Source organism: Pseudokineococcus sp. 5B2Z-1 (genome assembly GCF_037482305.1).
GTDB lineage: Bacteria > Actinomycetota > Actinomycetes > Actinomycetales > Quadrisphaeraceae > Pseudokineococcus.
Map to the genome: position 1 here is coordinate 165,327 of NZ_JBBHZG010000001.1, position 23,546 is coordinate 188,872.

The 23,546-nt window shown below is 78.1% G+C and carries 18 protein-coding genes; 8 read left to right on the plus strand and 10 right to left on the minus strand.

Annotated features, from left to right (window positions below; genetic code table 11):
* Positions 1–11: 11 nt before the first annotated feature.
* Together WDV85_RS00690 and WDV85_RS00695 are read left to right on the plus strand one after the other, a co-directional pair.
* Positions 12–602 carry a hypothetical protein gene (locus WDV85_RS00690; RefSeq protein ID WP_298804165.1) on the plus strand — a complete coding sequence of 197 codons (591 nt, stop codon included), beginning with the start codon at positions 12–14 and terminating at the stop codon, positions 600–602.
* On the plus strand, positions 602–2,149 hold the full coding sequence (locus tag WDV85_RS00695; protein ID WP_298804163.1) for a phytoene desaturase family protein: 1,548 nt from the start codon (positions 602–604) through the stop codon (positions 2,147–2,149). Before WDV85_RS00690 ends, WDV85_RS00695 begins: the two co-directional genes overlap by 1 nt.
* A gap of 279 nt (positions 2,150–2,428) precedes the next feature.
* Here WDV85_RS00695 and WDV85_RS00700 read toward each other — a convergent pair whose 3' ends face one another.
* The 4 genes from WDV85_RS00700 to WDV85_RS00715 form a co-directional block, all read right to left on the minus strand.
* Positions 2,429–4,204 carry a DEAD/DEAH box helicase gene (locus WDV85_RS00700; protein WP_298991656.1) on the minus strand — a complete coding sequence of 592 codons (1,776 nt, stop codon included), beginning with the start codon at positions 4,202–4,204 and terminating at the stop codon, positions 2,429–2,431.
* A 232-nt stretch (positions 4,205–4,436) separates the two neighbouring features.
* Positions 4,437–5,567, minus strand: coding sequence for an acyltransferase (locus WDV85_RS00705; protein ID WP_298804159.1), 1,131 nt, complete (start codon positions 5,565–5,567; stop codon positions 4,437–4,439).
* Positions 5,564–6,319 (minus strand): CDP-alcohol phosphatidyltransferase family protein, encoded by a 756-nt coding sequence (locus tag WDV85_RS00710; protein WP_298804156.1) that lies wholly within the window; start codon positions 6,317–6,319, stop codon positions 5,564–5,566. Before WDV85_RS00710 ends, WDV85_RS00705 begins: the two co-directional genes overlap by 4 nt.
* A 9-nt stretch (positions 6,320–6,328) precedes the next feature.
* Complete coding sequence (locus tag WDV85_RS00715) at positions 6,329–7,270, minus strand: methylenetetrahydrofolate reductase (protein ID WP_298804154.1); 942 nt, start codon at positions 7,268–7,270, stop codon at positions 6,329–6,331.
* A 133-nt stretch (positions 7,271–7,403) separates the two neighbouring features.
* On the opposite strand from WDV85_RS00715, the gene WDV85_RS00720 reads away from it, so the two are divergent.
* The 3 genes from WDV85_RS00720 (at position 7,404) to WDV85_RS00730 (ending at position 11,180) form a co-directional block, all read left to right on the plus strand.
* Positions 7,404–8,480 carry a polyprenyl synthetase family protein gene (locus tag WDV85_RS00720; RefSeq protein WP_339568802.1) on the plus strand — a complete coding sequence of 359 codons (1,077 nt, stop codon included), beginning with the start codon at positions 7,404–7,406 and terminating at the stop codon, positions 8,478–8,480.
* Positions 8,481–8,565: 85 nt separating this feature from the next.
* Positions 8,566–10,179, plus strand: a complete 1,614-nt coding sequence (crtI, locus tag WDV85_RS00725) for a phytoene desaturase family protein (RefSeq protein WP_339568803.1) — start codon at positions 8,566–8,568, stop codon at positions 10,177–10,179.
* Positions 10,176–11,180, plus strand: a complete 1,005-nt coding sequence (locus WDV85_RS00730; RefSeq protein ID WP_339568804.1) for a phytoene/squalene synthase family protein — start codon at positions 10,176–10,178, stop codon at positions 11,178–11,180. Before crtI ends, WDV85_RS00730 begins: the two co-directional genes overlap by 4 nt.
* 321 nt (positions 11,181–11,501) lie before the next feature.
* On the opposite strand, the gene WDV85_RS00735 is transcribed toward WDV85_RS00730, so the two are convergent.
* Entirely contained in the window at positions 11,502–11,837 is a 336-nt protein-coding gene (locus WDV85_RS00735; RefSeq protein WP_445263155.1) for an Rv2175c family DNA-binding protein, read from the minus strand.
* A gap of 458 nt (positions 11,838–12,295) precedes the next feature.
* Here WDV85_RS00735 and WDV85_RS00740 point away from each other — a divergent pair, with 458 nt between their 5' ends.
* On the plus strand, positions 12,296–14,437 hold the full coding sequence (locus tag WDV85_RS00740) for a LysM peptidoglycan-binding domain-containing protein (protein WP_339568806.1): 2,142 nt from the start codon (positions 12,296–12,298) through the stop codon (positions 14,435–14,437).
* Between the two features lie 148 nt (positions 14,438–14,585).
* Positions 14,586–16,589: a Stk1 family PASTA domain-containing Ser/Thr kinase gene (gene pknB / locus WDV85_RS00745; protein WP_339568807.1), complete on the plus strand. Its 2,004-nt coding sequence runs from the start codon at positions 14,586–14,588 to the stop codon at positions 16,587–16,589.
* 42 nt (positions 16,590–16,631) lie between these two features.
* Here the strand turns inward: pknB and WDV85_RS00750 are convergent, their stop codons facing one another.
* The 5 genes from WDV85_RS00750 to WDV85_RS00770 all read right to left on the minus strand — a co-directional run bounded on the left by WDV85_RS00750 (position 16,632) and on the right by WDV85_RS00770 (position 21,690).
* Positions 16,632–17,324: a molybdopterin-dependent oxidoreductase gene (locus WDV85_RS00750; protein WP_339568808.1), complete on the minus strand. Its 693-nt coding sequence runs from the start codon at positions 17,322–17,324 to the stop codon at positions 16,632–16,634.
* Positions 17,321–18,382 carry a threonine aldolase family protein gene (locus tag WDV85_RS00755; RefSeq protein WP_445263156.1) on the minus strand — a complete coding sequence of 354 codons (1,062 nt, stop codon included), beginning with the start codon at positions 18,380–18,382 and terminating at the stop codon, positions 17,321–17,323. The genes WDV85_RS00750 and WDV85_RS00755 overlap by 4 nt, the downstream gene beginning before the upstream one ends.
* Positions 18,383–18,486: 104 nt before the next feature.
* Complete coding sequence (locus tag WDV85_RS00760; RefSeq protein WP_445263157.1) at positions 18,487–19,785, minus strand: class II 3-deoxy-7-phosphoheptulonate synthase; 1,299 nt, start codon at positions 19,783–19,785, stop codon at positions 18,487–18,489.
* Positions 19,786–20,056: 271 nt separating this feature from the next.
* On the minus strand, positions 20,057–20,740 hold the full coding sequence (thyX, locus tag WDV85_RS00765; RefSeq protein ID WP_445263158.1) for an FAD-dependent thymidylate synthase: 684 nt from the start codon (positions 20,738–20,740) through the stop codon (positions 20,057–20,059).
* Positions 20,741–20,889: 149 nt separating this feature from the next.
* Positions 20,890–21,690 (minus strand): HAD-IA family hydrolase, encoded by an 801-nt coding sequence (locus WDV85_RS00770; protein WP_339568812.1) that lies wholly within the window; start codon positions 21,688–21,690, stop codon positions 20,890–20,892.
* A 66-nt stretch (positions 21,691–21,756) separates the two neighbouring features.
* Between WDV85_RS00770 and WDV85_RS00775 the strand changes: the two genes are divergently transcribed.
* Positions 21,757–22,983 carry a heparan-alpha-glucosaminide N-acetyltransferase domain-containing protein gene (locus WDV85_RS00775; RefSeq protein WP_339568813.1) on the plus strand — a complete coding sequence of 409 codons (1,227 nt, stop codon included), beginning with the start codon at positions 21,757–21,759 and terminating at the stop codon, positions 22,981–22,983.
* The last annotated feature ends 563 nt before the right edge of the window (positions 22,984–23,546 follow it).

The window sequence follows — 23,546 nt, forward strand, 5'->3', positions numbered from 1 at the left end:
ACCGTGGCGGGATGCCCACCGGTCGCCCCGCCCGCCCGCGCGCGGGCCGCCTCCGGGCGCTCGCCCCGGCGGTGCTGCTCGTCACCCTCGTCGGCGCGGCCGGCTGCACCGACGGGCGCGAGCCCTCCGCCGACCCCGCGCCCTCCTCCGCGTCGGCGCCGAGCGCGAGCCCCAGCCCCAGCACGGCCCCGACCGAGGCGGGCGCGACGCCGTCGGCGTCCCCCTCGGAGAGCGCCTCGCCGTCGGCCTCCCCCACGCCGGCGCCGTCGGAGGTCGCCGTCGGCGAGGTCGTCGAGGGCTTCCCCCTCGACGTCGTGCCGCTCCTGCCCGACGCCGAGGTGGCCCTGTCCAACGTCGTCCGCGACGAGGGCGGCCGTTCGGTCGCGCTGGCGGGGCGCACCTCCCGCAGCCCGCAGGAGGTCGTCGACTTCTACACGCAGGCGCTGACGGCGCAGGGCTTCACGGCGACGACGCCCCCGGCCGTCGACGGCGCCGTCGTGACGACCTACACGCGCGGGCCCGCCGCCGCCGACCTCCTCACGCTGTCGGTTACCTCCTCCGCGGGGCTGCAGGACTTCTCGATCGGCGGTCGGCTGGCCTGATGGCCCGCGTCGTCGTCGTCGGCGCGGGGGCCGGCGGGCTCGCCGTCGCCATGCGCCTGGCCCGCCGCCGCCACGACGTCCTCGTCCTCGAGGCGGCCGACGAGGTCGGCGGCAAGCTCGGCTGGGTCGAGCACGAGGGCTTCGGCTTCGACACCGGCCCCTCGCTCATCACGCTGCCCGCCGTCTACCGGGACCTCTTCCTCAAGACGGGGAAGAAGCTCGAGGCGTGCCTCGACCTCGTGCCGCTCGAGACGGCGGCGCGCTACCGCTTCGCCGACGGCACCGTGCTCGACCTGCCGGCCGGCTCGCGGGGCGCGCTGCGCCGAGCCCTCGACGACGCCCTCGGCGCCGGCGCCGGCGACCAGTGGATCCGGCTGCTGGAGCGCGGGTCCCGCATCTGGGACCTCTCCCGCGGACCCTTCCTCACCTCGCCGCTGCGGGGTCTGCGCACGCTGCTGCCGCTGGCCCGCCGCCGCCGCGACCTCGCGACGATCGCGCCGACGACGTCGCTGCGCCGCCTCGGCGAGCAGCTCCTCGAGCACCCGCACCTGCGGACGATGCTCGACCGCTACGCCACCTACTCCGGCTCCGACCCGCGCCGCGCGCCCGCGGCCCTCGCCTCGACGGCCTTCGTCGAGCAGGCCTTCGGCTCCTGGTACGTGCGCGGCGGCCTGCGCCGCCTGGCCCTCGCGATGGCCGGGCGCGTCGAGGCCCTCGACGGCGAGGTGCGCTGCGGCGCCGCGGTGGAGGAGGTCCTCGTCGACGGCGGGCGCGCCGCGGGCGTCCGGCTCGTCGGCGGCGAGGAGGTGGCGGCCGACGTCGTCGTCATGGCCGGCGACGCCGCCGCCCTGTACGGCGTCGGCACCGGCGGGCGCGCCCTCCTGCCGCCGGGCCGGGTGCGCCGTCGCGGGGCCCGCCGGCTGCGGCTGGCGGAGCCGTCCGCGAGCGGCTTCGTGCTGCTGCTGGCCCTGTCGGGCCGGACGCCCGACCTCCAGCACCACACGGTGCTCTTCCCCGCCGACTACGACGCCGAGTTCGACGCCCTCTCCGGCACGGGGCGCCACCGCGGCGCGCCCGTCCCGGTGGAGGACCCGACCGTCTACGTCAGCGCGCCCGACGACCCCGCGACGCGCCCCGACGAGGACTCCGAGGCCTGGTTCGTGCTCGTCAACGCCCCCCGCCACCGCCCCGGCGCCCCGCGCGAGGGCGTCGACTGGGACGCCGTGGGCGACGACGGCGTGCCGCTCGCCGAGCGCTACGCCGACCACGTGCTCGACGTCATGGCCCAGCGCGGCCTCGACGTCCGCGACCGGGTCCTCTGGCGCGGCGTCCGCACCCCCGCCGACCTCGAGCGCCTGACCGGCAGCGTGGGCGGGTCCATCTACGGCAGCTCGAGCAACGGCGCCCGGGCCGCCTTCCTGCGCCCCGCCAACGCGACGGCGCTCCCGGGCCTGTACTGCGTCGGCGGCTCCAGCCACCCCGGCGGCGGGCTGCCGCTCGTGGGCCTGTCCGCGGAGGTCGTCGCCGGGCTCGTCGGCGACGCCTGACGCGGCTCCCGCCCCGCGGGCGGAGGAAACCTTCACCGTCCGAGGCCCCTCCCCGGCGAAGGTGACGCCCCCTTCACCCCGTGAGGCCCCTCCCCGGCGAAGGTGACGCCTCCTTCACCCCGTGAGGCCCCTCCCCGGCGAAGGTGACGCCCCCTTCACCCCTCGGGGCCTCCCCCGGGTGGAGGTGACGCCCCCTCCGCACCTCGGGGCCCCGGGGACGACGACGCCCGGCCGCGAAGAGGCCGCGGCCGGGCGTCGTGGAGCGTGAGGGAGGAGGCGTCAGCGACCGCCGCGGCGTCCGCCGCCCGCGCGGGAGACGTCGACGACGGAGCGGCGCTGGGCCGGCGGCCGGGACGCGGAGCCCGAGCCGGAGGACGAGCCGCCGCCGTAGCCGGGCGAGGACGACGACCAGCTCGAGGGCGCCCCTCCGGAGCCGGAGCCGCCGCGACCACGGCCGCCACCCGCGCCGCCGCCGGAGCGCCCGCGGCCGCCCGCGGGGCCCGAGGCCTGGCGGGCGCCACTGCTCCGCCCCTGGCCCTGGGCCTGCCCCTGGGAGCCACCGCCGCCGGCGCCACCACGGCCGCGGCGACGCCCGCCCCCGGCGGCCGGCTGCTGCGGAGGTGCGGGCGGGGCGGGCTCGACGTGCGGGGCCACCGGCCCGGTGAGGTCGGCGACCACCGGCGAGGAGGCGTCGACGTCGTGCTTGGCCGGTGCGATGCCCGCGAGGCGCACGAGGGTGCGCACGTCGCCGTTCTGCTCGGGCAGCACGAGCGTGACGACGTCGCCGCCCGAGCCGGCGCGCGCCGTGCGCCCGGAGCGGTGCAGGTACGCCTTGTGCTCGGTGGGCGGGTCCACGTGGACGACGAGCTCGACGTCGTCGACGTGGATGCCGCGCGCCGCGATGTCGGTGGCGACGAGGACCTTGACGTCGCCCGTGGAGAAGGCGGCGAGGTTCTCCTGCCGCTTGTTCTGCGACAGGTTGCCCTGGAGGTCGACCGCCGGGATGCCCTGCGCCGTCAGCTGCTTCGCGAGCTTCTTCGCTTGGTGCTTGGTGCGCAGGAACATCATCCGGCGCCCGGTGCCGGAGGCGAGCGTGCGGACGACCTCGGCCTTGGTCTCGGCGTCGCGCACGGCCAGCCAGTGGTGGGTCATCTCGACGACCGGCGAGGTGGCCGGGTCGATGGCGAAGGTGAGGTGGTCGGCGAGGTAGCGGCGCACGAGCACGTCGACGCCGTTGTCCAGCGTCGCGGAGAAGAGCATCCGCTGGCCGCCCGCGGGGGTCCGGTCCAGCAGGCGCTTCACGCCGGGCAGGAAGCCGAGGTCCGCCATGTGGTCGGCCTCGTCGAGGACGGTGACCTCGACCTCGTCGAGGCGCAGGAAGCCCTGGCCGATGAGGTCCTCCAGTCGCCCCGGGCAGGCGACGACGACGTCGACGCCCGCCTGGAGCGCGGTGACCTGACGGCCCTGCGGCACCCCGCCGAAGATGGTCGTGACCTTGAGCCCGACGGCGGTCGCCAGCGGCTCGAGCGTCGCGGTGATCTGCGTGGCGAGCTCGCGCGTCGGCGCCAGCACCAGACCGCGGGGGCGACCGGCGGGGCGGCGGCCGCCCGCGCGGGTCCCGCCCTCGCCGGCGAGCCGCGCCGCCAGCGGCAGCGCGAAGGCGAGCGTCTTGCCGGAGCCCGTGCGCCCGCGGCCGAGGACGTCGCGACCGGCCAGCGTGTGGGGCAGCGTCACGGCCTGGATGGGGAAGGGCTTCGCGAAGCCGCGGTCGGCCAGCGAGGCCGCGAGCGGCGCCGGGACGCCGAGCTCGGCGAAGGTCTGCTCGACGAGCGCGTCCTCGGAGACGAGGACGGCGCCGGCGAGCTCGTCGGCGGGGGCCGCGGGCGCCGGGGCCGGCCGGCCGCCGCCGCGGGGGGCGCCGCCGCGGCCGCCGCCGGGACGACCGCCGCGGGGCGGGCGGGGTCCGCCGCTGCGGGCGGGGCGGCCGGAGGTGGCGCTGCGGGACGCGCCCGAGGGCGCGGACGAGGTGGGACGGGGCGTGCGGGAGTCGGGCACAGGTGCCTCTCGGGCCGGTGTTCTCAGGGCGCCGAGGAGGTCCTCCCGCGCGTGGTCGGCGGGCCCGGAGGGCCGCGGCCGGGAGCTGCGGGGGCGGCTCGGCGGGGCGCCGGAGGCGCCGCGGTCCTCCCAGTGTGCCGCATCGGCGGCGGTGACGCCGTCGCCGCCGCCCGCGAACAGGGACGCGCCGCCGTGACGACCGACCTCGACCCGCACGGCCCCGCGCCTCCGGTCAGCCCTCCCGGGACCCACCCGGCGAGCCGGCGTCCGGCGCGGCGCGGCGCGGGGGCCGGCGGGCGGGCTCGCCGAGGGCCGCCCGCACGTACGGGACCTGCAGGAGGACCCACGTCAGCGCGGTCGCCGCGAGGAGGTGGGCCGGCAGGAGGAGCAGCACCGTGCCCAGCACCTCGGCGAGGGAGTCGGGCGGCCCCGTGAGGGCGCGCAGGCCGTAGACGAGCGCGCCGTGCACGAGGAAGACGCCGAAGGCGTACGGCGCCGAGCGCGCGAGCGCCGTCCCGACGCGCCGCGGCGCCCGGTCCAGGCCGCGGTGCAGGAGGAGGTAGGCGCACGTCGAGGCGACGACGACCGTCGGGGAGAGGAAGTCGTAGGCGTAGCGGCCGAGGGAGCCGTAGCCGGTGGCGCCCGCTGCGAGGGCCGTGAGCGCCAGCGAGGTCCAGAGGCCCACCCGCGCCAGCAGCAGCGCCCTCCCCCGCACGAGCACGTCGCGCAGGCACCAGCCGAGGACGTAGTAGCCCGCGAAGGGGAGGAAGCGCGTGGCCGCGTTGGCCTCGCCCACCCCGCCGGCGAAGGCCAGCACCTGGTCGAGGACGCCCAGCCCGAGGAGCACGACGGCGAGGCCGAGGGACATCCGCCAGGTGGCGTGCCGCGTGACGACCTTGAGGAAGGGCGTGGCGAGCACGAGCCCGGCCAGGACGTAGAGGAAGTACAGCTGGAGGAACGGCGCCCCGGCGGCCACGTCGGCGGCCGCGTCGGCCGGGGTGAGGTCCGCGCCGAGCACGTACGCGCGGAAGAGGAGGTAGAGCACCGTCCACACGACGAGCGGGATCCCGATGCGGGCCGCCCGTCGCCGGAAGTACTCGCGCGGCCGCGCCGTGCGGCCCGGGTCGAGCGCGAGAGCCCCGGAGATCATGACGAAGACCGGCACGCACCAGCGCGTCCCGGCGTCGAGCGCGTTGGCCACCCACCACCCGGCGCTGCCCACCGGCACGCCGCGGCCCTCGACGACCGGCGCCAGCAGGTGGATGAGGACGACGGCGACGATCGCGAGCACGCGGGCGCCGTCCATCCACCGGGTGGCCGTGGGACGCGGCGCCCGCTCCGGGACGCGGTCGACGACGCTCACGCCCCTCGCCCCCCGCGCTCGCCTTCCCCTCGTCCGACGCCTTCCCCTCGTCCGACGCCGTCCCCTCGCCCGTCGAGCTCGCGCAGCTGGCGCCGGAGCACGGGCAGCAGCTGGACGAGGGCCACGACGGCGACGACCAGCGCCGCCCAGGCGCCCACGGCGGCCCACGTGGCGGCGTCCTGCGGACGCAGCCCGGCCACGAGCGCGGTCGCCGCGACGACGAGGACGCGCGTCGGCCGCTCCCCCACGGTGACGACGCCGACGTCGCGCACCCCGGCGCCGCCGCCGCGGGCCCGCGCGTACTCGGCGAGCGCGGCGAGCGCCCCGGCCGCGACGACGACCGGCCCGGGCGCGCCGAGAAGCCACAGGGCGGCCAGGGCCAGGGCGTCGGCGACGCGGTCGGCGAGGGCGTCCGCCACCGCGCCCCACGCGCTCGTGCGCCCGCGCAGGACGGCGACGCCGCCGTCGAGGCTGTCGACGACGCCGCTCACGGCGACGAGCAGCGGCACGAGCAGCGCCCAGCGGCCACCCGCCGCGGCGGCGGGCAGGGCCGCGACGGGCAGGAGGAGACCCACGGCGGTGAGGGCCGTCGGCGCGACGCCCGCGCGCGCCAGCGGCGCCGACAGCACGTGCACGAGCGAGAGCCACCAGCGCACGACCCCGGTCGGCGCCGGGGCGCCGTGGAGGGCGGCCCAGCGCCGCAGGTGCTCCTGGCGGTCGGGGACGGCGCCCCCCGCGTCACCCGCGCCCACCCCGGGACCTCAGGAGGCGACGGCGGCGGGCGCGCCGGCGTGCTCCGGGTCGCGCAGGCCCAGGGCGCGGACGATCTCGAGCGAGGCGGAGGAGCGGTTGAGCGTGTAGAGGTGCAGGCCCGGGGCGCCAGCGTCGAGGAGCTCGGCGCCGAGCTCGGCGGTGAGCGCGACCCCCGTGCGGCGCACCTCCGCGGCGCCGCCCCGGCGCTCGGCCTCCTCCAGCCGCTCGACGACGCGAGCGGGCACGGGCGCGCCCGCGAGCTTGGTGAAGGTGGCCACCTGGCGCAGCGAGGTGATGGCCATGAGCCCGGGCAGGACGGGGATCTCGCAGCCGTGGCCGGCGGCGCGGTCGACGAGCTCGCTCCACAGCCGCGCCTCGTAGAAGAGCTGGGTGACGGCGAAGGACGCGCCGGCGCGCGCCTTGAGGGCCAGGACGCGGGCGTCCTGGTCGGCGTCGGCCGACTCCGGGTGCGGGGTGGGGAACGCGGCGACGCCGACGGTGAAGTCGCCGAGGGAGCGCACGAGCTCGACGAGCTCGAGCGCGTTGCGCAGCCCGCCGGGGTGCCGCTCGAACGCCGTCCCCGGGCCGCCCGGCGGGTCGCCGCGCAGGGCCAGCACGGAGGACACGCCGGCGTCGGCGTACTCCCCGACGACCCGGCGCAGCTCCGAGCGCGAGGCCGAGACGCAGGTGAGGTGCGCCACCGGCTGCATCGTCGTCTCGCGGGCGACCTCGCGCGTCGCCCGCACCGTGCGCTCGCGCGTGGAGCCGCCGGCGCCGTAGGTCACGGAGACGAAGGTCGGGTCGAGGGCCTCCACGCGCCGCAGCGACTCCCAGAGCACGGCCTCGCCGGGGTCGTCGCGCGGGGGGAAGAACTCGAAGGACAGGGACGGCCGGCCCTCGGCGCGCAGGTCCGCGAGCACGTCGCGCAGCGGGGCGCCGCGGGTCACCATGCCCCGAGGCTAGCCAGCGCGGGCGCCGCCCGACCCGGCGCCCACGGTGCGGGACGCGGCACCTAGGCTCCGCTGCGACGGCGGGCCGCCCGGGCCCGGCCGGGTCGGGCCGGTGCGCAGCAGGAGGTCGCAGGTGGACGTGCACGGGGCGAGGGCGCAGGCGGTCCGCAGCGCCGTGCAGGCCGAGCTGGACGCCGTGCTGGCCCGCCAGCGCGCCGTCCTCGCCGAGGTGGCGCCGGAGACCGAGCCGCTCGTCGACGCCGTCGCCGACCTCGTGGCCGGCGGCAAGCGCCTGCGCCCCGCCTTCTGCACAGCGGGCTACCGGGCGGCTGGCGGCCAGGACGGCGCCGTCGAGGCGCGCGTGGGCGCGGCCCTCGAGCTCTTCCAGGCCGCCGCGCTGATCCACGACGACGTCATGGACGGCTCGGACACGCGCCGGGGCATGCCCGCGCTGCACCGCCGCTTCGGCGACCTGCACGCCACGAGCGGCTGGAGCGGCTCCTGCGAGCGCTTCGGCGAGGCCGCGGCGATCCTCGCCGGCGACCTGTGCCTGTCCTGGAGCGACGAGGCGCTCGCCGGCTGCGGGGCCGACGCCGAGCGCCTGGCCTCCGCCCGCCTCGTCTTCGACCGCATGCGCACCCAGCTCATGGCCGGCCAGTACCTCGACGTCCTCGAGCAGGCCTCGGGCGGCGCGCCCGAGGGCGCCGACGAGCGGGCGCTGCGCGTGCTGCGCTGGAAGAGCGCCAAGTACACGGTCGAGCACCCGCTGCTCATCGGCGCCGCCCTCGCGGGCGCGGACCCGGCGCAGCGGGAGGCCCTGTCCGCCTACGGGCTGCCGCTGGGCGAGGCCTTCCAGCTGCGCGACGACGTCCTCGGCGTCTTCGGCGACCCGGCCGTCACCGGCAAGCCGGCCGGGGACGACCTGCGGGAGGGCAAGCGCACCATGCTCGTCGCCCTGGCCGCGCAGGGCGCGGGTGCTGAGGACGCCGAGCTGCTCACCTCCCTCCTCGGCGCACCCGACCTCGACGACGCCGGGGTGGCCGCGCTGCAGGACCTCATCCGCCGCACGGGCTCGCTCGCGGCCGTCGAGGACCTCATCGACGACCTCGTGGCCCGCTCCCGCGCGGCGCTGGCGACGGCGCCCGTCACCGAGGAGGCCCGCGACGACCTCGAGCGCCTCGTGGGCATCGCCACCGCCCGCACCGCCTGACCCGCCCCGCGACACCTGGACCGCGCGACCCACGGCCCGAGCCCCCGGCCCCCGAGCACGACGAGCACCGACGCGAGGACACCTCATGAGCCCGCTCCTGACCGGCTCCGGCCGCACCGGCGACCTGACCACCCGCTCGCGCCGCTGGGCCCGCTGGGCCGCGCAGGCCGCGGCCCCCGGGCGGCTGCGCACGACGTCCGGGCCGAGCGACCACGTCGTCGTCGTCGGCGCCGGCCTCGCGGGCCTGTCCGCGGCGATGCGCCTCGCCGGCGCGGGCCGCCGCGTCACGCTGCTCGAGCGGGAGGCCGTCCCCGGCGGCCGCGCGGGGCGCCTGGAGCTCCCCGGGCCGACGGGCACCTACCGGTTCGACCCCGGCCCGACCGTCCTGACGATGCCCGACCTCATCGCCGACTGCTTCGACGCCCTCGGCGAGGACATGGCGGACTGGCTGACCCTGGAGCCCGTGTCCCCGCTCTACCGGGCGCAGTTCGCCGACGGCTCCTCCATGGACGTCCACTCCGACCCCGGCGCCATGGCCGCCGAGGTCGAGCGCGTCATCGGCCCCGAGGAGGCGCGCGGCTACCTGCGGTACGTCGACTACGTCTCGAAGCTCTACCGCGCGGAGATGCGCGACTTCATCGACACGAACATCGACACGCCCCTGGACCTCATCACCCCCGACCTCGCCCGGCTCGCCGCCCTCGGCGGCTTCGGCAAGCTGGCCCCGCGCGTCGAGAAGTACCTGCGCGACCCCCGCACCCAGCGCGCCTTCTCCTTCCAGGCGCTCTACGCCGGCCTGTCGCCCTACGACGCCCTCGCCCTGTACGCGGTCATCGCGTACATGGACTCGGTCGCCGGCGTCTTCTTCCCGAAGGGCGGCGTGGCCGCCGTGCCGGAGGCCATGGCCGCAGCGCTCGAGGCCCACGGCGTCGACGTCCGCTACAGCACCCCCGTCGCCTCCGTGGAGCACAGCGGCGGACGGGCGAGCGCCGTCATCACGGAGGACGGCGAGCGCATCGCGTGCGACGCCGTCGTCCTCAACCCCGACCTGCCGGTGGCCTACCGCGACCTGCTCGGCGTCGAGAGCCGGGCGTCGCGGCGGATGACGTACTCGCCGTCGTGCTACCTCATGCTCGCGGGCTCGACGGCGCACTACCCGGGCGCGGCGCACCACACGATCTCCTTCGGCCACGCGTGGGAGGAGGTCTTCGCCGAGCTGACCGGCGGGCGCCTCATGAGCGACCCCAGCGTGCTCATCTCGACGCCGTCGCTCTCGGACCCCACCGCGGCGCCCGAGGGACGGCACACCTACTACGTGCTCTTCCCGACGCCGAACCTGCAGAGCGCGCCCGACCTCGACTGGGAGCGCATCGGCCCGCACTACCGCGAGCACGTGCTGCGCACGATGGAGGCGCGCGGCTTCCCCGGCTTCGCGGACGGCATCGAGGTCGAGCACGTGACGACGCCGCTGGACTGGCAGCGCCGCGGGATGGAGGCGGGCGCGCCCTTCGCGGCGTCGCACGCCTTCAGCCAGACCGGGCCCTTCCGCCCCGGCAACCTCTGGGGCGAGAACGTCGTCCTCACCGGATCGGGCACGCAGCCCGGCGTCGGCGTGCCCATGGTCCTCGTCTCGGGGCGCCTGGCGGCCGAGCGCATCACCGGCAAGGTGCCCGGCTACCGGTCGCGGGCCTACCGGTGAGCGCCCCGACCGCCGCCGCGGTGCGCAGCCCGGCGCCCGGGCGCTACCGCCTCGGCGAGCGCTCGCTCGACGCGGCCGGCATCGCCGACCCCGGGCTGCGCGCCGACTTCCAGGAGTGCCGGCGCCTGCACGCCGAGCACGGGCGCACCTACTACCTGGCGACGGCGCTGCTGCCGCCCGCCAAGAGGCCGTGGGTGTGGGCGCTGTACGGCTTCGCCCGCTACGCCGACGAGTTCGTCGACAGCCTCACCTCCCCCGACCCGGCGGCGCTCGTGCGCTTCGAGGAGGAGTTCTGGCGCGGCCTCGACGGCGCCCGCGCGGGCGGCACGGCCCCCGACGCCGTCAGCCGGGCCATGGCGCTGACGATGGAGCGCTGGGCCATCCCCCGCGAGCACGTGCGGGCCTTCCTCGAGTCCATGCGCATGGACATCACCGAGACCGGCTACGCGACGTGGGCCGACCTCGTGCACTACATGCACGGCTCCGCCGCCGTCATCGGCCTGCAGATGCTGCCCGTCCTCGAGCCTCTGCCCGGGCTCGAGGAGCCGGCGGCCCGCTGCGCGCGGACGCTCGGCGAGGCCTTCCAGATGTCGAACTTCATCCGCGACGTGGGCGAGGACCTCGAGCGCGGGCGCGTCTACCTGCCGCAGGAGGACCTCGACGCGTGCGGCGTCGACCGCGACGAGCTGTGGCACTGCCGGCGCTCGGCGTCCCTCACCCCCGGCGTGCGCACGCTGCTCGAGCTCGAGGTGGCCCGCACCCGCGAGCTCTACGCCCGCGCGCGCCCCGGCATCGGGATGCTCCACCCGACGAGCCGCGACGCCATCGCCTGCGCCGACGAGCTCTACGGCGGCATCCTCGGCGCCGTCGAGGACGCCGACCTCCGCGTGCTCCACCAGCGGGTCTCCGTGCCCGCCCCCCGGCGCCTGCGCGTGGCGCTGCCCGCGCTGGCGCGGGCCCGCCGCTCCCGCCGCGACGAGCGCGCCTGGCGCCGTCCCTGACGTCGCCCCTCTGGGGCGACGTGTGGCCATCTCGCCCCTCAGGCGCCGCCGCCCGGGCGACGTGTGGCCATGTCGCCCCTCAAGCGCCGCCGCCCGGGCGACGTGTGGCCATGTCGCCCCTCAAGCGCCGCCGCCGGGGCGACGTGTGGCCATGTCGCCCCTCAAGCGCCGCCGGCAGGGCGACGCTGCGGCCATGTCCCCCTGAGCGCCGTCTCCGGCCTGGAGGGCGACATGGCCACACATCGCCCTCACCCCCCGCGCGGGAGGGCGACATGGCCACACATCGCCCGCCCGACACGGGGGACGTCGCTCCAGGGCGGGTCAGAAGGCCAGCGCCTGCGCCCGGCGGCGCACCTCCGTGGTGCGGTGCTCGGCCCGCAGCGCCTCGACCGGGGTGCCCGGCAGCGACGGGTCGGGCGTGAAGAGCCACCGCAGCGCCTCGGCGTCGGAGTAGCCGGCGTCCGCCAGCAGCACGGCCGTGCCCCGCAGGCGCCGCAGCGGCTCGGGGTCGGCGAGCGCCCGCGGTACGCAGTCGGCGCGGGGCTTCCCGCGGCGGACGGCCACGAGGTCGCGGTCGGCGACGAGCCGGCGCACCTGGGAGACCGACAGGTCGAGGTGCTCGGCGACCTCGGCGAGCGTCCACCACTCCCCCACCAGCCCCTCGAGGTCGGCGAGGGCGGAGCCCTCCGCCGTCGTCGGGCGCGCCGTGCCGGAGCCCCCGTCGGGGGCGTCAGCGGCGGAGGGGTCGGTGGTGGGGCGGTCGTCTGGGGCGCCGGGTGCCGTGCTCACCCGCCCGAGCCTGCCACGCCGTGGCGACCGGCACCCCGCGGCGCCCCGGGCTCTCGCACCGGCCCCGCGACGTCGGGCGACGGGGCAGTCGGCCGGCCCCTCGAGACCGCCTGCTCCGAGGTGGCCGGGAGCCCCGTCACCCCGCGGGAGGAGTTCCACCGATGTAACTCTCGGTGATCCGCGACTCCTCCGGTACGTTCCGTCACGGCAGCATCACGAGTCACACGAGTCCCGTTCGTCACAGGTGTCACACGGCCTCGCCGGGACGCCCGCCGACCTGGGCACGTCCCCCGACGACCCACCGCCGACCGACCGCGAAGGACGCCATGTCGACGCCCCCCGCGCTGGCCCACGCCGGCACCGACGCCCCCCTCCCGACGACCGGACGCGGCGCCCCCGCGCGCCCGCGGCGCCGTCGCCACCTCTCCCTCGCCCTGGCGGCCGCGCTCGGCGCGAGCGGTCTGCTGCCCGCGGCGGCGCAGGCGACCGGGCCGCAGGGCGCCCCCGGGACGGCGGACGACGCGGCCGCGGAGCAGCGCGGCGCGCGCTCCGCGTCCCCGGCCGCACCCCGACGGGCCCCGGCGGCCCCGCAGGGCGAGGTCCAGCTGGCGGCTCCCGTGGCGGTGGTCGCCGCGGCGACGGCGCGGACGCACGTGGTGCGCCCGGGCGACACCGTGAGCGCCATCGCGCGCAGCAGCGGCCTCACGCAGGCGGAGGTCGTCGCCGCCAACGGGCTCGACGCCCGCGCGACCATCCGCGTCGGCCAGGTCCTGCGCCTGGACCGCGCGGTCGCCGCCGCCGCCTCGCCGGGCGGGACCTACGTCGTCCGCTCCGGCGACACCGTCAGCGGCATCGCCGCCCGCACCGGCACTCCCCAGCGCGACATCATCGCCGCCAACGGCCTCGACGCCCGCGGGTCCATCCGCGTCGGGCAGGAGCTCCGCCTGGGCGGCGCCCCGGCGAAGGCCCCCGCCCCGGCGGGGGCCGCGCCCGCTCCGGCGCGCGCCGGCGGCGCCACCTACACGGTGCGCCGCGGCGACACCGTCAGCGGCATCGCCGCCCGCACCGGCACCAGCCAGCGCGACATCATCGCCGCCAACGGCCTCGACGCCCGCGCCTCCATCCGCGAGGGCCAGGTCCTGCGGCTCGGCGGCGGCGCGGCCGCCCCCGCACCGGCGAAGGCCGCGCCCGCTCCGGCGCGCACCGGCGGCGCCACCTACACGGTGCGCCGCGGCGACACCGTCAGCGGCATCGCCGCCCGCACCGGCACCAGCCAGCGCGACATCATCGCCGCCAACGGCCTCGACGCCCGCGCCTCCATCCGCGAGGGCCAGGTCCTGCGGCTCGGCGGCGGCACGGCCGCCCCCGCACCGGCGAAGGCCGCGCCCGCTCCGGCGCGCACCGGCGGCGCCACCTACACGGTGCGCCGCGGCGACACCGTCAGCGGCATCGCCGCCCGCACCGGCACCAGCCAGCGCGACATCATCGCCGCCAACGGCCTCGACGCCCGCGCCTCCATCCGCGAGGGCCAGGTCCTGCGGCTCGGCGGCGGCACGGCCGCCCCCGCACCGGCGAAGGCCGCGCCCGCTCCGGCGCGCACCGGCGGCGCCACCTACACGGTGCGCCGCGGCGACACCGTCAGCGGCATCGCCGCCCGCACCGGCACCAGCCAGCGCGACATCATCGCCGCCAACGGCCTCGACGCCCGCGCCTCCATCCGCGAGGGCCAGGTCCTGCGGCTCGGCGGCGGCACGAGCGCCACCCCGCCGAAGGCGGCGCCGACGCCCGCGGCGCCGGGCCAGCCCGGCAGCTACGTCGTCCGCTCGGGCGACAGCCTCAGCACCATCGCCCGCCGCCACGGCACGACCGTCGCCGCGCTGCGCCAGGTCAACCCGGGCGTCGGGGCCGACGGCCTCATCCGCGTCGGCCAGCGCCTGTCGGTCCCCGGCGCGGGCAGCGCGAGCGCGCCGACCACGAGCAAGCCCGTGCCGTCGACCTTCCTCGGCCGCTCCTACCCCGGTTCGACGACGCAGGCGGCCACGGCCAACCGCGACGCCCTCCTGGCCCGCTCCGTGCCCGGCCGGGACGAGATGCGCCGCATGGTGCGGGACACGGCGCTGCGCTGGGGCGTGGACCCGGCGCTCGCCCAGGCCGTGGCCTTCCAGGAGTCGGGCTTCAACATGCGGGCCGTCTCCCCCGCCAACGCCGTCGGCGTCATGCAGGTCATCCCGTCCTCCGGTCGCTGGGCGGCCGACCTCTCCGGCCAGGACATCGACCTGCTCGACCCGCAGGACAACGTCACGGCCGGCGTCGTCATCCTCCGCTCCCTCGTGCGCAGCGCCCCCGACCAGGCGAGCGCCATCGGCGGGTACTACCAGGGCCTCGCCTCGGTGCGCAGCCGCGGCATGTACGCCGACACCCGCCGCTACGTCGCCAGCGTCCAGACGCTCATGCGGCAGTACCGCTGACCCGCCGGCGCACGGGGCCCGCCGGGTCCCGTGCGCCGGGCCGGTCCGGCGCACGGGAAGGTCCTGCCCGCGGGGCGGACCCACCCCGTGCGAGGGCCGCCCGGCGGGGCGCACCGGGCCACCGGGCCCCCCTCCCTAGGATCGGCGCATGGCGGCAGCAGGGGCGGAAGGGGTCCCGGACCCCCTCGTCGGCGCCTCCGTCGACGGCCGCTACACCGTCGTCCGCCGCATCGCCCGCGGCGGGATGGCCACGGTCTACCTCGCCACCGACACCCGCCTCGACCGCGACGTCGCGCTCAAGGTCATGCACCCGCACCTGGCGCAGGACCCCGACTTCGTGGCGCGCTTCCACCGGGAGGCCGTCGCCGCCGCCCGCGTCTCCTCGCCCAGCGTCGTCGCCGTCCACGACCAGGGCCGCGACGACCGGCTGGCCCACGGCACGGTCTACCTCGTGCTCGAGCACGTGCCCGGCACCACGCTGCGCGACCTGCTGGCCGCCGAGGGGCTGCTCAGCGCCGGTGCCGCCCTCGCCGTCCTCGAGCCCGTCCTCGAGGCCCTCGCCGCCGCCCACCGCGCCGGGGTGGTCCACCGCGACGTCAAGCCCGAGAACGTCCTGCTCACCGACGACGGGCGCGTCAAGGTGGCCGACTTCGGGCTCGCCCGCGCCGCGAGCAGCCAGACCACGGGGGCCACGACGGGCGTCCTCATGGGGACCGTGGCCTACCTGGCGCCGGAGCTCGTCCTCCACGGCACCGCCGACGCGCGCGCCGACGTCTACGCCGCCGGCATCACCCTCTTCGAGATGCTCACCGGGGCGCAGCCCTTCACCGGCGAGGTGGCGGTGCAGGTCGCCCACCAGCACGTGACGCGCGACGTGCCCGCGCCCAGCGAGCTCGTCGCGACCGTGCCCCCCGAGCTGGACGACCTCGTGCTCTGGATGACCGCCCGCGACCCCGACGACCGGCCCACCGACGCGCGCGAGCTCGTCCACGAGGTGCGGGCCCTGCGCCGGGACCTGCCCGACGCCGTCCAGGACGCTCCGCCGCGGCGCACGGGTCGCGCCCCCGAGCGCGGGGCGACCCTCGGCGGCCTCGCCCCGGGCGCGGGCACGACGACGGCCCTGCCCGTCCACCACGACGTCGCCGCGCCCGTGCCGCTGGGGCCGCCGGCGGTCGACGGCGCGGGGGCGGGGGTCACCGCGGTGCTGCCCCGCGGGGGCGGCGGCGCGGGGGCGACCGGACGGGGGGACGAGCCCGAGCGGGGGCGCCGCCGGCGCGGCCGGGTCCTCGCCGCGGTCCTGGCCGTCCTCGTCGCCGCCGCCCTGGCCGTCGGGGCGTGGTGGGCGCTGCTCGGGCCGGGCGCGGCCGTGCCCGCTCCCGCCGTCGCCGGCCTCGAGCAGTCCGCCGCCGAGGGCGCGCTGGCGGACGCGGGGCTCGTCGCCGTCGTCTCCGAGCGCTTCGACGACGAGGTCCCCGAGGGGTCCGTCATCACGACCAGCCCGGGGCCCGGGGAGGACGTGCGGCCCGGCGGCGCCGTCCGGCTCTTCGTCTCGCGGGGCCCCGAGCTCGTCGCCGTCCCGGAGCTCGTCGGCGACGACCTCGCCACCGCCCGCGCCGACGCGCAGGACGCCGGCCTGGGGCTCACCGAGGCCGAGCCCGTCTACGACGAGCAGGTGCCCGAGGGCGCCGTCGTCCGCCAGGACCCCGCCGCCGGCGTCGAGCTGCGCCGCGGCGAGCAGGTCACCGTCGTCCCCTCGCAGGGCCGGCAGCCGATCGACGTCCCCGACCTCGTCGGCAGCACCCGCGAGGACGCCCTCGCCGCCCTCGACGGCGCCGGGCTCGAGGCCTCCGTCGCGGAGGAGAACAGCGACGCGGTGCCCGAGGGCGACGTCGTGCGGCAGGAGCCCGCGGACGGGACCCTCTTCGCCGGCGACGAGGTCTCCCTCGTCGTCTCCCTCGGGCCCGAGCTCGTCGACGTCCCCGACGTCGTCGGGCAGCAGCTCGACCCGGCCCGCGAGGCGCTCGAGGCCGCCGGCTTCGTCGTCGAGGAGGAGCGCGTCCTCGGCGGCTTCTTCGGGACGGTGCGCGACCAGAGCGTCGAGGGCGGCACGCGCGCCCGGCCGGGCACGACGATCACGCTCACCGTCGTCTGAGCGCTCGTCCCGCGCGGCGCGGACGCCGCCCGGGACGGCGGGTCATCCGCGCCCGGGCGCCTCGTCCTCCTGGTAGGCGTAGCGCTCCTGGCGCCAGCAGTCCCCGACGGCGTGGTAGCCGCGCTCCTCCCAGAACCCCCGCTTGACCTCGGTGAGGTACTCCCAGCCGCGGAACCACTTCGGGCCCTTCCACGAGTACAGGTGCGGCAGCACGAGGCGCACCGGGAACCCGTGCTCGGGCGTCAGCGGCTGCCCGCCCCGGTGGGTGGCCAGCAGGGTCCGCGGCGAGGTGAGGTCCTCGATCCGCACCGTGGCGGAGTAGCCGTACTCGGCGTAGACGAGGGCGGCGACGACGTCGTCCGCCGGCGGGTGCCGCTCGACGAGCTCGCGCGCCGGGACGCCCTCCCACTCGTTGTCGAGGACGCTCCACCGCGCGGCGCAGTGCAGGTCCGAGCGCACGCGCGCGCGGGGCAGCCCGCCGAACTCCTCGTAGTCGAGCTGGTGGCGCTCCCCGTCGCGCGTGGCGCCCTCGACGACGAGGTTCCACCGCTCGGGGCGGAAGCGGGGCACCCGCCCGTAGTGCATCACCGGCAGGTCGGGAAGCGCCTGCTGCCCCGGCGGCAGCGTCCGCGGCGCCACGTAGGCCGCGAGCGGCGCGCCCGCCGCACCGGCGCGGGAGCCCGGCTCCTCCTCCGGCCGGCCCTCCTCCGGCGGCTCCCCCGTGCCCCGGCTCACGGCTGCCGCTGCCCCCGCGGCTCGTCGGACGCCCCGGGCGGGCCGCCGCCGTCGGGCAGGGCGGCCAGCAGCTCGTGCAGCACGTCGGCCGCCCGGCGGGCCCCGTCGTCGTCGACGTCGAGGTGCGTGACCAGCCGCAGCACCCGCGGGCCCAGCGCCGAGGTGCGCACGCCCCGAGCGGCCGCGGCCGCCGCGACGTCGGGCGCACCCGGGACGTCGAGGACCACGATGTTGCTGCGCACCGCCGCCGGGTCCACGCACCCCGGCCGCGCATCGGCGCACGCCGCGGCGAGCTCGCGGGCGCGCCGGTGGTCCTCGGCCAGGCGGTCGACGTGGTGGTCGAGGGCGTGCAGCCCCGCGGCCGCGAGCACCCCGGTCTGGCGCATGCCGCCCCCGAGCCGCTTGCGCAGCACCCGTGCCCGCTCGACGCGCTCGGCGCTGCCGACGAGCACCGAGCCGACGGGCGCCCCCAGCCCCTTGGACAGGCAGACGGAGACCGTGTCGGCGCAGGCGCCGTGGGCGGCGAGCCCGGCGAGACCCGTGCCCTCCGCCACGACGGCGTTCCACAGCCGCGCGCCGTCGAGGTGCACCGCCACACCGGCCGCCCGGGTGCGCTCGCGCAGGTCCTGCAGCACCGGCAGGGGGGTGATCGTGCCGCCGCCGAAGTTGTGCGTGTTCTCGACGGCGACCGCCGCCGTCGAGACGAGGTACGGGCCGGCGTCCGGCGTCATGAGCGCCTCGACGACGTCGGGGTCGACGAGCCCGACCGGCGCCCCGGGCCGCGACGCCGAGGGCCACGTGCGCGTCGTGACGCCGCCGAGCGCCCCGTGCGCGCCCATCTCGGCGCGCACGACGTGCGCGAGGCTGTCGCACAGCAGCTCCTGGCCCGGCTCCACGAGCAGGCGCACGCCGAGGACGTTGGCCATGGACCCGCTCGGGGTGAGCAGCCCGGCCTCGTGGCCGAGGAGCTCGGCCACCCGCTGCTCCAGCTCCGTGGTCGTCGGGTCCTCGCCGTAGACGTCGTCCCCGACGGGCGCCTCGGCCATCGCCCGCCGCATGGCGGCCGTCGGCCGCGTGACCGTGTCGGAGCGCAGGTCGACGGGCGCCCCGGCGCCGGGCGCCGTGCCGGACGTCGACGGGGCGGGCGCGGTGACCGCCACGCTCATCGGCCCCGCAGCATGTCGGCGGCCAGGAACGCCAGCTCGAGCGACTGCTGGTGGTTCAGCCGCGGGTCGCACAGCGTCTCGTAGCGCGTCGCGAGCGCGGCGTCGTCGATGTCCTCGACCCCGCCGAGCACCTCCGTGACGTCGTCGCCCGTGAGCTCGATGTGCAGGCCGCCCGGCACGGTGCCCGCCTCCCGGTGCGCCTCGAAGAAGCCGCGCACCTCGTCGACGACCTCGTCGAAGCGCCGGGTCTTCACGCCGGAGGCGGTGGTGAAGGTGTTGCCGTGCATGGGGTCGCAGATCCACAGCGGCGTCCGCCCGGCGTCCGCCACCGCCCGCAGGAGCGGCGGGAGGCCCTCGCGGATGCGCCCCGCGCCCATGCGCGTGACGAAGGTGAGGCGGCCGGGCTCGTGCTCCGGGTCGAGCTTGTCGGCCAGGGCGAGCGCGTCCTCCGGCGTCGTCGTCGGCCCGAGCTTCACGCCGATGGGGTTGCGCACCCGCGACAGCAGGTCGACGTGGGCGCCGCCGACCTGGCGCGTGCGCTCGCCGATCCACAGGAAGTGCGCCGAGACGTCGTAGGGCAGCTGCGTGCGCGAGTCGATCCGCGTGAGCGCCCGCTCGTAGTCCAGGAGCAGCGCCTCGTGGCTGGAGAACATCTCGGTCGAGCGCAGCGCGTCGAAGTCCGCGCCGCACGCGGCCATGAACGCCATGGCCCGGTCGATCTCGCCCGCGAGGTCGGCGTACGCCGACGTGGCGCTGTTGCCGACGAAGCCCCGGTTCCACTCGTGCACCTGCCGCAGGTCGGCGAAGCCGCCCGAGGTGAAGGCCCGGATGAGGTTCAGCGTGCTCGCGGCCGTGTGGTACGCCTTGACGAGCCGCTGCGGGTCGGGCGTGCGCGCCTCCTCGGTGAACGCGAAGCCGTTGACCGCGTCCCCCCGGTAGGCCGGCAGCGTGACGCCGTCGCGGGTCTCGCTGTCGCTGCTGCGCGGCTTGGCGAACTGCCCCGCCATCCGGCCCATCTTCACCACCGGCAGGCTCGCGCCGTAGGTGAGCACGACGGCCATCTGGAGCACCGTCTTGACGCGGCGGCGGATGGCGTCGGCCGTCGCGTCCGCGAAGGTCTCGGCGCAGTCGCCGCCCTGGAGGAGGAACGCCCGCCCCTGCGCCGCCTCCGCCAGCCGGCCGCGCAGGCGGTCGACCTCGCCCGCGAAGACGAGCGGCGGCAGCGCGGACAGCTCGGCCACCGCGCTCTCCAGGGCCGCCGCGTCCGGCCACGCCGGCTGCTGGACCCGCGGCAGGTCGCGGTGGGCGTCGAGGCCCCCCGCCGAGCGCGGGGCCGGGCCGGGGACGTCGTCCCCGGCGCCGCCGGGGACCTCGAGGCGGGTGGCGGGTGCGGTGCTCACGGCCGTCAGGGTAGGCGCCCCGTCCGACAGCCCGTCCGCGGCGTCCGGTGCGCGGTCAGGGGGCCGCACCGGTGGTCCCCTTCCTCGTGGTCGGGCGCGGCGTCGCCTCGTCGCCCGGTCCCCTCGTCCGGTCGCCGTCGGTCGGTCTCGTGCCGGGTGCCGCTCCTCAGGGGGCGACGCGACCGTTGCGCTCGAAGGCCGCGTGGGTGAGGGGCATGAGGTCCTTCCAGACCTCCTCCATGGCCTCGGCGCACATCTCGATCTCGCGCTGGGGGAAGGAGGGGAAGGTCGAGCCCTCGCGCTGCGTGCGCAGGCTGAGGAAGTTCATGAGGGCGCGCGCGTTCATCGTCACGTACATCGACGAGTACGTGGTGACCGGCAGGACGACGCGGGCGACCTCGCGGGCGACACCGGCGTCGAGCATGGCCCGGTAGGCCTCGTAGGCGCGGGTGCTCGCGGCGCGGACCTCGGCGTCGACGAGCGCGTGCTGGTCGGGCGTCCCCGCGGTGAAGCGGTAGGCGCCCGGCTTCCCCTCCTGGACGAGCCGGCGCTCGGGGCCCGGCACGTAGAAGACGGGCCGCAGCTCGCGGTAGCGGCCGCTCTCCTCGTTGTAGGACGCGATGCGGTGCCGCATGAACTCGCGGAAGACGAAGATCGGCGCCTGCACGTAGAAGGTCATCGACGTGTGCTCGAAGGGGCTGCCGTGCCGGTCCCGCATGAGGTAGTTGACGAGCCCCGCGGAGCGCTGCTGCGCCTGCTCGTCCGCGCCGACGTCGTCGCGGCTCGCCTCGCCCCTCGTCGAGACCCGCGCGGCGAAGAGGACGTCGGCGTCGCTCGCGCTCGAGCGCACGAGCTCGACGACGACGTCGCTGCGGAAGACGGGCTCGGGGACCGCGTCGCCGCCCGCGCCGCTGCCGCCGCCCGCGGGGGCCGACGAGGTCGCGCGCGGAGCGCCCTGCACCCGCTCCTGGCGGGCCACCTCCTGCTCGGGCCGCTCGCTCACCGCTCCTCCCCCGCGGCGAGGACGCGGACGCCGTCGTCGTCCACGACGAGCCGCACGTGCCCGAGGTCGGGGACGACGACGTCGGCGTCGAGGGCGTCGGCGGGCGTCGTCGTCGTCACGGCGAGCGTGGCGCACCCCGCCGCGCGGGCGGCGGCGAGCCCGGCGGGGGCGTCCTCGACGACGAGGCACCGGGCCGGGTCGACGCCGAGGCGCTCCGCGGCGAGGAGGAACGGCTCGGGGTCGGGCTTGCCGCGCTCGACGTCGTCGGCCGTCACGACGACCTCGGGCACGGCGAGCGCCGCCTCGGCGATGCGGGCCAGCGCGAGGGGGCGCGTGCACGACGTGGCGACGGCGGCGCGCCCGGCGGGCAGGAGGCCCAGCGCCTCCGCGGCGCCGGGCAGCGGGAGGATCCCGGCGGTGTCCTCGACCTCGAGCCGGTCGATGAGGGCGACGCCCTCGGCGACGCGCTCGGGCGGCACGAGCGCGGCGACGATGGCGCGGGCCGGGACGCCGTGCCAGCCGAGGAGGCGCTCGGGGGCCACGCCCATCTCGCCGGCCCAGCGCGTCCAGCAGCGCTCCACCGACGGCGTGGAGTCGATGAGCGTGCCGTCCATGTCGAAGAGGACGGCCGCGAACGGGGCGCGGCCCGCGTGCAGCACCGCGCCGGACGCCGCCGCGTCCCGGGTCCCCGCCGACGGCGCCCCGGGGCCGGGCTCGGCGCCCGGGGGGCTGGTCGGGGCGGGGCTGCTCGGGGTGGTGCTGCTCGGGGTGGTGCTGCTCGGGGTGGTGCTGGGCATGGGCGGCACCCTACGGGCGGGCGGGCCGGCCCCCCGCGCGCCGCGGCCCGTGCGAGCATCGCGCCCGTGACCGCGCCGTCCGCCCCGCCGTCGCGCGGCGCGCGGCTGCGCGGGCCCTCCCGTCTCGTGGGCGTCGACGCCGCCCGCGGCCTCGCCCTGCTCGGCATGGTGGCCACCCACGTCCTGTCGCTCGAGACCTACGACGCCGACGGCTTCTCCACGGGGCCGAGCGCGACGGCGCTCGTCGCGGCGGGGCGCGCGTCCGCGCTCTTCGCCGTCCTGGCGGGCGTGTCCCTGGCGCTGGCGAACGGCGGCGTGCGGGCGCCCGCGGGCGCCGACCTGGCGCGGGCGCGCCGGGGGGTCGCGGCGCGGGCCGGCGTCGTGGCGCTCGTCGGGCTCCTCGTCGGGTCCTTCGGGGCGCCCGTCGCCGTCATCCTCGTCAACTACGCCCTCCTCTTCCTCGCCGTGCTGCCCGTCCTCGGCTGGGGGCCGCGCCGCCTCGTGCCGCTGGGCGCCGCCTGGCTGCTCGTCGTCCCCGTCCTCCTGCACCCGCTGCGGGACGCGCTCGTCGGCAGCGGCGCCCTCCCCCTCTCGCCGGGGAGCAGCCCGTCGTTCGCCTCCCTGGCCGACCCCGGCGTGCTCCTCGGGCACCTGCTCCTCACGGGCTACTACCCCGTCCTGTCGTGGGCGGGCTTCGTGCTCCTCGGCCTGGGGGTCGGGCGCCTGGACCTGCGCCGGTCCGCCACCGCGGGCGCCGTCGCCCTCGCCGGGCTGGCGGCCGCGCTGGGCGCGTGGGCGGTCTCCGCCGCGCTGCTCCCGCTCGCGCGACCGTCCCTCGCCGTCCCCCTCGGCTTCCCCCTCTCGGGCGAGGACCTCGCGACATCGCTCGAGACGGGGTTCTACGGCACGACGCCGACGACGTCGTGGTGGTGGCTCGCCGTCGACGCCCCGCACTCGGGGACGCCGCCGGACATGGTCGGGGTCGCCGGCAGCGCGCTCGCCGTGCTCGGCGTCGCCCTGCTCGTCGCCCGCTTCGCCCGGCCCGTCGTGTGGCCCTTCGCCGCGATGGGCTCGATGACGCTCACGCTCTACTCGCTGCACGTCTTCTCCCTCGCCGTCATCGCGGTCTACGAGTACGGCGGCGGTGCGCCCCCGCCCGAGGGCCCGCTCTACGCCGCCCAGGTCGTCGGGCTGCTCCTCGTCGGCGGGCTGTGGCAGCTCACCGGGCTGCGCGGGCCGCTCGAGGGCCTCGTCGCCTCGGCCTCCCGCGCGGCGCGGGGGCCCGTGCGCTGAGAGCTGTGCGCCGAGGTCGCGGTGCACCGCGTCCTCAGCGCACAGCTCTCGCTCCGTCCACAGGGCTGCGAGCACGTCGGCCGCGCGGTCGGCACCCTCCTGACGTGCGCCGCCTCCCCCTCCCCCGGGAGCTGGAGCACCTGGCCGACGCCCAGACCCGCTGCGTCTCGCGCGAGCAGCTGCGCGAGCACGGCCTGGACGCCGACCTCGTCGCCCGGCGCGTCACCTCCGGCGCCTGGCGCGCCGTCGGCCCGCTCGCCGTCGTCCTCCACACGGGGCCGCTCGCCGCGGCCGAGCGGCGCTGGTGCGCCGTCCTCGGCACCGAGGGCGTCCTCGGAGGTCTCGCCGCGCTCGAGGTCCACGGCCTGCGCGCGTGGGAGCACGAGGAGGTCGACGTCGTCGTGCCCCGCTCGGCCGGTCGCACCGGGCCCGCGTGGGCCCGGCTGCGGACGTCGACCCGTCGGGCGGACCACGACGTCACGCGACGGGGCGGGCTGCCGGTCCACCGGGTCGAGCGGGCCGCCCTCGACGCGGCGTCGTGGTCCTCGTCGCCCCGGACGGCG

Coding starts and splice junctions, on each gene's coding strand:
- WDV85_RS00755 (WP_445263156.1), bottom strand. CDS start 18,382: ATGCGGCGGGCGATGGCCGAGGCGCCCGTCGGGGACGACGTCTACGGC.
- WDV85_RS00770 (WP_339568812.1), bottom strand. CDS start 21,690: ATGCCCAGCACCACCCCGAGCAGCACCACCCCGAGCAGCACCACCCCG.
- crtI (WP_339568803.1), top strand. CDS start 8,566: ATGAGCCCGCTCCTGACCGGCTCCGGCCGCACCGGCGACCTGACCACC.
- WDV85_RS00715 (WP_298804154.1), bottom strand. CDS start 7,270: ATGGTGACCCGCGGCGCCCCGCTGCGCGACGTGCTCGCGGACCTGCGC.
- WDV85_RS00740 (WP_339568806.1), top strand. CDS start 12,296: ATGTCGACGCCCCCCGCGCTGGCCCACGCCGGCACCGACGCCCCCCTC.
- pknB (WP_339568807.1), top strand. CDS start 14,586: ATGGCGGCAGCAGGGGCGGAAGGGGTCCCGGACCCCCTCGTCGGCGCC.
- WDV85_RS00690 (WP_298804165.1), top strand. CDS start 12: ATGCCCACCGGTCGCCCCGCCCGCCCGCGCGCGGGCCGCCTCCGGGCG.
- WDV85_RS00695 (WP_298804163.1), top strand. CDS start 602: ATGGCCCGCGTCGTCGTCGTCGGCGCGGGGGCCGGCGGGCTCGCCGTC.